We start from the raw sequence: 6,184 nt of genomic DNA, 5'->3' as shown, positions 1-6,184 counted from the left end.
CTTTGCATTAACGTATTTTTTATATGCATTAATGATGACAGGTATAGGGCTCTATTATTTTAAAGGTAGTGAAAGAAAATGGAGAATAGTAAATATCCCCTAGTTAGTGTAGTCATACCTTCATACAATGGTATGCCCTATTTACAAGCCGCTATTGAAAGTGTTTTAGCCCAAGATTATCCCAATGTGGAGCTCATTGTATTGGATGATGGGTCTACCGATAATACCGCCAGGTATCTTGAGCAATATAAAGGGCAGTTCTATTTTGAAACTCACCGAAATATGGGGCAAGCACAAACGGTAAATAAAGGCTGGCAGATGTCTAAAGGGCAGTTTATTGGTTATTTGAGTGCTGATGATACTTTAGAGCCGAATGCAATAAGCCTCTCTGTACAATACTTGTTGGAAAATCCCGAGGTAATTTTAACGTATGGAGATAATATTTTAATAAATGCGGACTCTCAACCTATACGCACTCTTATTACAAAGGAATTTGATTTTTATCAATTGTTTTTAGAGTCGACTACTCCTGTTGCCGTGGGGTCTTTTTTTCGTCGAGAAGGTTTCGAAACAATAGGGGGTTGGGATAAAAATTTTGTACAAATTGGCGACTATGAGTTTCATTTACGTTTATGCCAACTAGGCAAATTCAAGCGTATCCCTCATATCTTAGGTTGTCATCGAATTCATGAAGAGTCAGCCAGTTATAGGAAAATAAATTTTGATCGCGCGGATGAATATGTACGTCTATTAAGCAGTCAATTAGCAACGACTAAAGATGAAAAACTATTAGAAATTAAAGATCAAATTTTAAGTCAAGCCTATTTAATTTCCGGTCGTACCCATTGGCGTTCAAGCAGGTACAAGGTAGGGCTTAAATATTTTTCTAAAGCGTTTATTTTAAATCCAAAAGCCCTCTATGCCGCAAAAACTTATCGCATAATCCTCAATGCCGTACTAAATAGAAGCCTACATGCGCTACTTAAAAAATATAAAAAAACTATTAACCGATTAAAAAGAGGCAATGCGTGAAAATTGCAATAACTGGAGCAAGTAGCTTTATTGGCACCCATTTATTATCATCATATAGGGCTAATGAGCATGAGATTAACGTTTTATCTAGAAAACCATTGCAGGTTTTACCTGAAAACGTAACGAGTTTTAGAGGGGATTTGTTAGACAGTGCCTGTTTAGAAGGATTTGTTAAAGATTGTGATGTCGTTGTTAATTTGGTTTATTTATGGGATGCAGACTGCAAGCAAAACCTTCAGGCTATAGAAAATCTTGCCAAGGTCTGTGCCGCAGCAGGGGTAAAACGCCTGGTTCATTGTAGTTCTTCCTCGGTTTATGGGGGGGTTAAAGAGGTAGTGATTGATGAAAAGACTGCTTGTTTGCCCATTACCGAATATGCGTGTACCAAAATGGCGATTGAAGAATTGCTAATGAAAAAATTTAGTGGGGAGTTGGAAATTATTATTCTAAGACCCACACAGGTTTTTGGCCCTGGAGGAAAAAATTTGCTGAAATTAATTCATGATCTTTCGCATAAAACTAAATTTAAAAATTATTTAAAATCCTGTTTATTATCTCAACGAAAAATGAATCTGGTCTATATAGAGAATGTTATCGAGGCTCTCTATTTTTTAATGACAAAAAAAGATTTACAATTTAACACCTATGTAATTTCTGATGATGAAGACTATTCTAATGAATTTAAAAATGTCGAATCCCTAATAAAGGCTGAACTTAATATTCAAGAATCAAAAATACCACATTTATTCTTACCTTTATTTTTTTATACTGCAATTTATAAGATAATAAGCAAGGGTAATATTCACCCAAGAGCTAGCTTTATTAATCTTAACCTAAAACAAGAAGGGTTTAAGAAACCAGTTCACTTTAAGGAAGGGCTGAAAAACTTCCTTAATTGGTATAAATATGAAAATATTAAATGTAAATCTATCGATTGATTCTCTCACCGGTGGAGGCACCGCCGAGAGAACATTTCAAATGAGCAATTTTTTGGCAGAGAAAGGATTTGATTGTACGATTCTTACTTTGTCTTCAGAATTATCTATTGAAAAAATGGATGCTTTAAAAAATGTGAAAGTTACTATGCTTTCATATTGGTCTAATCGATTTTACATTCCGCGGAAAAGTCTACGCACAATTAGAAACCTTGTTAAAAATGCAGATATTATTCATTTAATGAATCATTGGACATTATTAAATGCTTTCGTTTATTTATTTGCCAAGTCTTACAAGAAACCCTATGTGGTTTGTCCTGCGGGTGCTCTTCAAATTATGGGGCGTTCAAAAATAATCAAAAGCTTATTTAATTTAATTATTGGTAATAAAATTATAAAAAATGCCAATGGGCATATTGCAATTGCTGAAAATGAGTTGGATCAGTACCAATCGTATGGAGTTTCAAAAGAAAAAATTACCTTAATCCCCAATGGGGTCCATTTAGCCCAATTAAAAAATGAAGGAGAAGCAACCAGTTTCTCTTTTCCTTACATTTTATTTATGGGTCGTCTAAATAGTATAAAAGGCCCGGATATTCTTTTGGATGCTTTTTCTGAGTTAGCTAAAGAAACTTCGCATCACTTGATTTTTGCAGGACCTGACGGGGGAATGCTGAGCTCTTTAAAGAAAAAAGTATCCGATTTAGAACTAGAGGATAAAATTCATTTTTATGGCAGTGTTTCGGGAAATGAGAAAAGCGCACTGTATGAAAATAGTTCTTTTTTAGTCATACCTTCCCGGAAAGAGGCTATGTCAATTGTTCTTCTAGAGTCAGGCGTATTCGGCAAACCGGCAGTGATTACTGATCAATGTGGTTTTAATTCTTTAGAAAAAATTCAAGGCGGGCTGGTGGTGCCGGCTAATAAAGAGGGCGTCAAACAAGGTTTGGCACATATGCTCTCAAATACTAACCGTGAAGAAATGGGAAATAATTTAAAGCAATTAATTCTGAAAAATTATACCTGGGATTCTGTGGGACAAAAAATAATAAATTTGTATCACGCTATTCTACGAATAAATAGTTAACCAGAGGCAGTAGTGAATATCCTTGTAATTTCTCAATATTATTGGCCCGAAACTTTCATAATCAGTGACTTGGTTAAATGTTTAAAGGATCAAGGTCATTTCATTGAGGTGATAACCGGAAAACCAAACTATCCCGATGGGGATATTTTTCCGGGATATAAAGCTTACGGTATTCAAAATGAGATGTATGAAGGGGTAATGATTCACCGTGTTCCGATTATCCCGAGAAAAAAAGGTGTCAAAAATCTAATATTAAATTATTTTTCTTTTATTCTCAGTGGTCTCTTTTATTTTCCACGGTTGGTAAAAAATAAAAAATTTGATGTTACTTTGGTTTTCGTACCCTCTCCAATTACTTCAGTAATTCCGGCAATTTTCTTAAAATGGCGGACTAAAAGCCATCTCGCAGTATGGGTGCAAGATTTATGGCCCGAAAGTATTTCGGCGACTGGATTTGTAAAAAGTAAATTATTATTAAAACCTTTAGAGAAGCTAGTACAGTGGATTTACAGTAAATCAGATACTTTATTGGTTCAATCCAATGCATTTATTAAGCCGATTTCTAAATATACGTCGGTTAACAAAGTGTTTTATTACCCTAATCCTTTTTTAGAACCAGCGGTCGCAGAGGAAAAAAAGGAGTTACCCCAAAAACTCCTCGCAATTCTGGAACAAAATAAATGTTTTGTTTTCGCAGGAAATCTTGGAAATGCCCAATCTGTAGAAACCATTATCCAGGCTGGGAAAAAATTAACGCATTTGGAAGATTGTAAAATTATTCTAATTGGTAGTGGCAGCAGAACTGCTTGGATAAAAGAGGAAATTGAACAAAATAATTTGACTAATATATTACTTCCCGGACGCTTTTCTCTCTCCGCTATGCCTCTTATTTTTAAACGTGCGTCCGCATTATTAGTAACACTTAAAAATGAAGAAATTTTTACTTACACAATACCTAGCAAAATCCAAGCTTATTTGGCTGCAGCCAAACCCATTCTCGCTGCCTTAAATGGCGAAGGCGCTCGAATTGTGGAGGTTTCTCAATCAGGTTTAGTAAGTCCTGCTGAAGATGCTATTGCACTGGCAAAAAATATTGAGCGGATTTACCACATGCCCGCCCAAGAAAGAGAGCGTATGGGCGATTCGGGTCGCGCTTATTTTTTAAAACATTTTGAAATGACGAAACAGGCCCAACGGCTGGTCGAAATCTTCAATAATCGAATTCTTCAGGAGTCTATTGAATGAAGGTATTAATACTCGGTATCACTGGCATGTTGGGAAGTGCGGTGTTCCACAGCCTAAATCAAGCAAAAAATTTGGAAGTTTGGGGTACGTTGCGTAAAAAAAGTGCTCTAAACCACTTTCCTGAGGAATACCATGCCAGAATAGTAAATGATGTCGAAGTACTCGACATTGACAATTTACTCAAAGTCTGTGAAACAATTAGACCTAATGTAATTATTAATTGTATTGGACTCATTAAACAATTAGCAGTAGCTAAAGATCCCTTGGTAGTATTACCTATTAATGCCATGTTACCTCATCGTTTGGCAAACATTGCTTCTTTAATACAAGCACGATTAATACATATAAGTACGGATTGTGTTTTTTCAGGAAAAAAAGGTAATTATCGAGAATCAGATCTTTCTGATGCAGAAGATTTATATGGCAAGTCCAAATACATAGGAGAGGTAAGTAAAGGGAGCGCTTTGACCATTCGTACTTCGATTATTGGGCATGAGCTTAATAGTAACTATGCGCTTGTTGACTGGTTTTTGTCGCAAAAAGAGAATATAAAAGGTTTTTCTAAAGCGATTTTTTCTGGCTTTCCAACGATGGAGCTGGCAAGAATCATACGGGATTATGTTTTACCACAAGAAGATCTTTCAGGGCTTTACCATGTAGCGTCAAACGCTATTGATAAGTATTCTTTACTTTCTTTAATAGCGGAAGTTTATAATAAAAAGATCAATATCATTGAAGATACGGCACTAGAAATTAATCGCTCCTTAAATGCAGAGCGTTTTAACAGCGCTACAGGTTATATCCCTCCCCAATGGCCTGAGTTAATTTCTTCTATGCATGCATCGCGCCATCTGTTTGGAGTTAAATAATGTTTACTGATAAAGTCCTTTTAATTACTGGCGGCACAGGCTCTTTTGGACATACTGTTCTAAATCGCTTTTTATCTTCCAATATTCGGGAAATACGCATCTTTAGTCGTGATGAAAAAAAACAGGAAGACATGCGTAATGAGTTAAATAATGACAAGGTGAAATTTTATATAGGTGATGTACGTGATCCCGCCGCAATTAGGGATGCTATGCAGGGAGTCGATTATGTATTCCATGCGGCTGCATTAAAACAAGTGCCTTCCTGTGAATTTTATCCTATGGAAGCAATACGTACGAATGTATTAGGGACCGAGAATGTTTTAAATGCGGCTATTCAGGCCCATGTGAAACGCGTAGTCGTTCTCAGTACGGACAAAGCGGTCTATCCTATTAATGCGATGGGTATTTCTAAAGCTATGGCAGAAAAGATTGTTGTGGCTAAATCAAGAACGATTGACAAAAATGGTCCAGTCATTTGTGCTACCCGTTATGGCAATGTTATGGCTTCTCGGGGCTCAGTAATTCCCCTTTTTATCGAACAAATAAAAGCCAATAAATCAATTACTATTACCGACCCTAAAATGACGCGTTTTTTAATGTCATTGGAAGATTCTGTGGATTTAGTGCTACATGCATTTCAACATGCCGAGCAAGGGGATATTTTTGTGCAAAAATCTCCCGCTTCAACGATTGCAGATTTAGCTCGAGCTATTTTAGAAATATTTAATGCTAATAATGAAGTTAAAATAATAGGTACTCGACACGGGGAGAAGCTGTATGAATCTTTGGTGTCCAGAGAAGAAATGGCTAAAGCTCAAGATATGGGCAGGTACTACCGAATTCGTGCTGACAACCGTGATTTAAATTATAAAAAGTATTTCGTTGAAGGTGAATGCGAAATTGCCGAGTTTGACGACTATACTTCGCACAACACGCAACAGTTAAGTGTTCCAGAAATTAAAACCTTATTGTTAAAATTGGATTTTATTCAGCAAGTATTGGATTAGCCAGGATAA

At 36.1% G+C, this 6,184-nt stretch carries 6 protein-coding genes; all 6 read left to right on the top strand.

Going from position 1 to position 6,184, the window contains the following annotated elements; genetic code table 11:
- Positions 1 to 78 precede the first annotated feature (78 nt).
- From EL206_RS06640 to EL206_RS06615, 6 genes are read left to right on the top strand one after another with little or no spacing between them, the layout of a single operon-like run.
- Positions 79 to 1,032 carry a glycosyltransferase gene (locus EL206_RS06640; RefSeq protein ID WP_058461747.1) on the top strand — a complete coding sequence of 318 codons (954 nt, stop codon included), beginning with the start codon at positions 79 to 81 and terminating at the stop codon, positions 1,030 to 1,032.
- Positions 1,029 to 1,970 (top strand): NAD-dependent epimerase/dehydratase family protein, encoded by a 942-nt coding sequence (locus tag EL206_RS06635; protein ID WP_058461746.1) that lies wholly within the window; start codon positions 1,029 to 1,031, stop codon positions 1,968 to 1,970. Before EL206_RS06640 ends, EL206_RS06635 begins: the two co-directional genes overlap by 4 nt.
- The gene (locus EL206_RS06630) at positions 1,939 to 3,054 is read left to right on the top strand and encodes a glycosyltransferase (protein WP_058461745.1); all 1,116 of its coding nucleotides are present in this window, start codon (positions 1,939 to 1,941) and stop codon (positions 3,052 to 3,054) included. The genes EL206_RS06635 and EL206_RS06630 overlap by 32 nt, the downstream gene beginning before the upstream one ends.
- Positions 3,055 to 3,066: 12 nt before the next feature.
- Entirely contained in the window at positions 3,067 to 4,299 is a 1,233-nt protein-coding gene (locus EL206_RS06625) for a glycosyltransferase family 4 protein (protein ID WP_058461744.1), read from the top strand.
- Entirely contained in the window at positions 4,296 to 5,168 is an 873-nt protein-coding gene (locus tag EL206_RS06620) for a dTDP-4-dehydrorhamnose reductase family protein (protein ID WP_058461743.1), read from the top strand. The genes EL206_RS06625 and EL206_RS06620 overlap by 4 nt, the downstream gene beginning before the upstream one ends.
- Positions 5,168 to 6,175 (top strand): SDR family NAD(P)-dependent oxidoreductase, encoded by a 1,008-nt coding sequence (locus tag EL206_RS06615; RefSeq protein WP_058461742.1) that lies wholly within the window; start codon positions 5,168 to 5,170, stop codon positions 6,173 to 6,175. The genes EL206_RS06620 and EL206_RS06615 overlap by 1 nt, the downstream gene beginning before the upstream one ends.
- The last annotated feature ends 9 nt before the right edge of the window (positions 6,176 to 6,184 follow it).

The organism is Legionella adelaidensis (assembly GCF_900637865.1).
GTDB lineage: Bacteria > Pseudomonadota > Gammaproteobacteria > Legionellales > Legionellaceae > Legionella_A > Legionella_A adelaidensis.
This window is presented reverse-complemented; position numbering and strand designations above follow the sequence as displayed.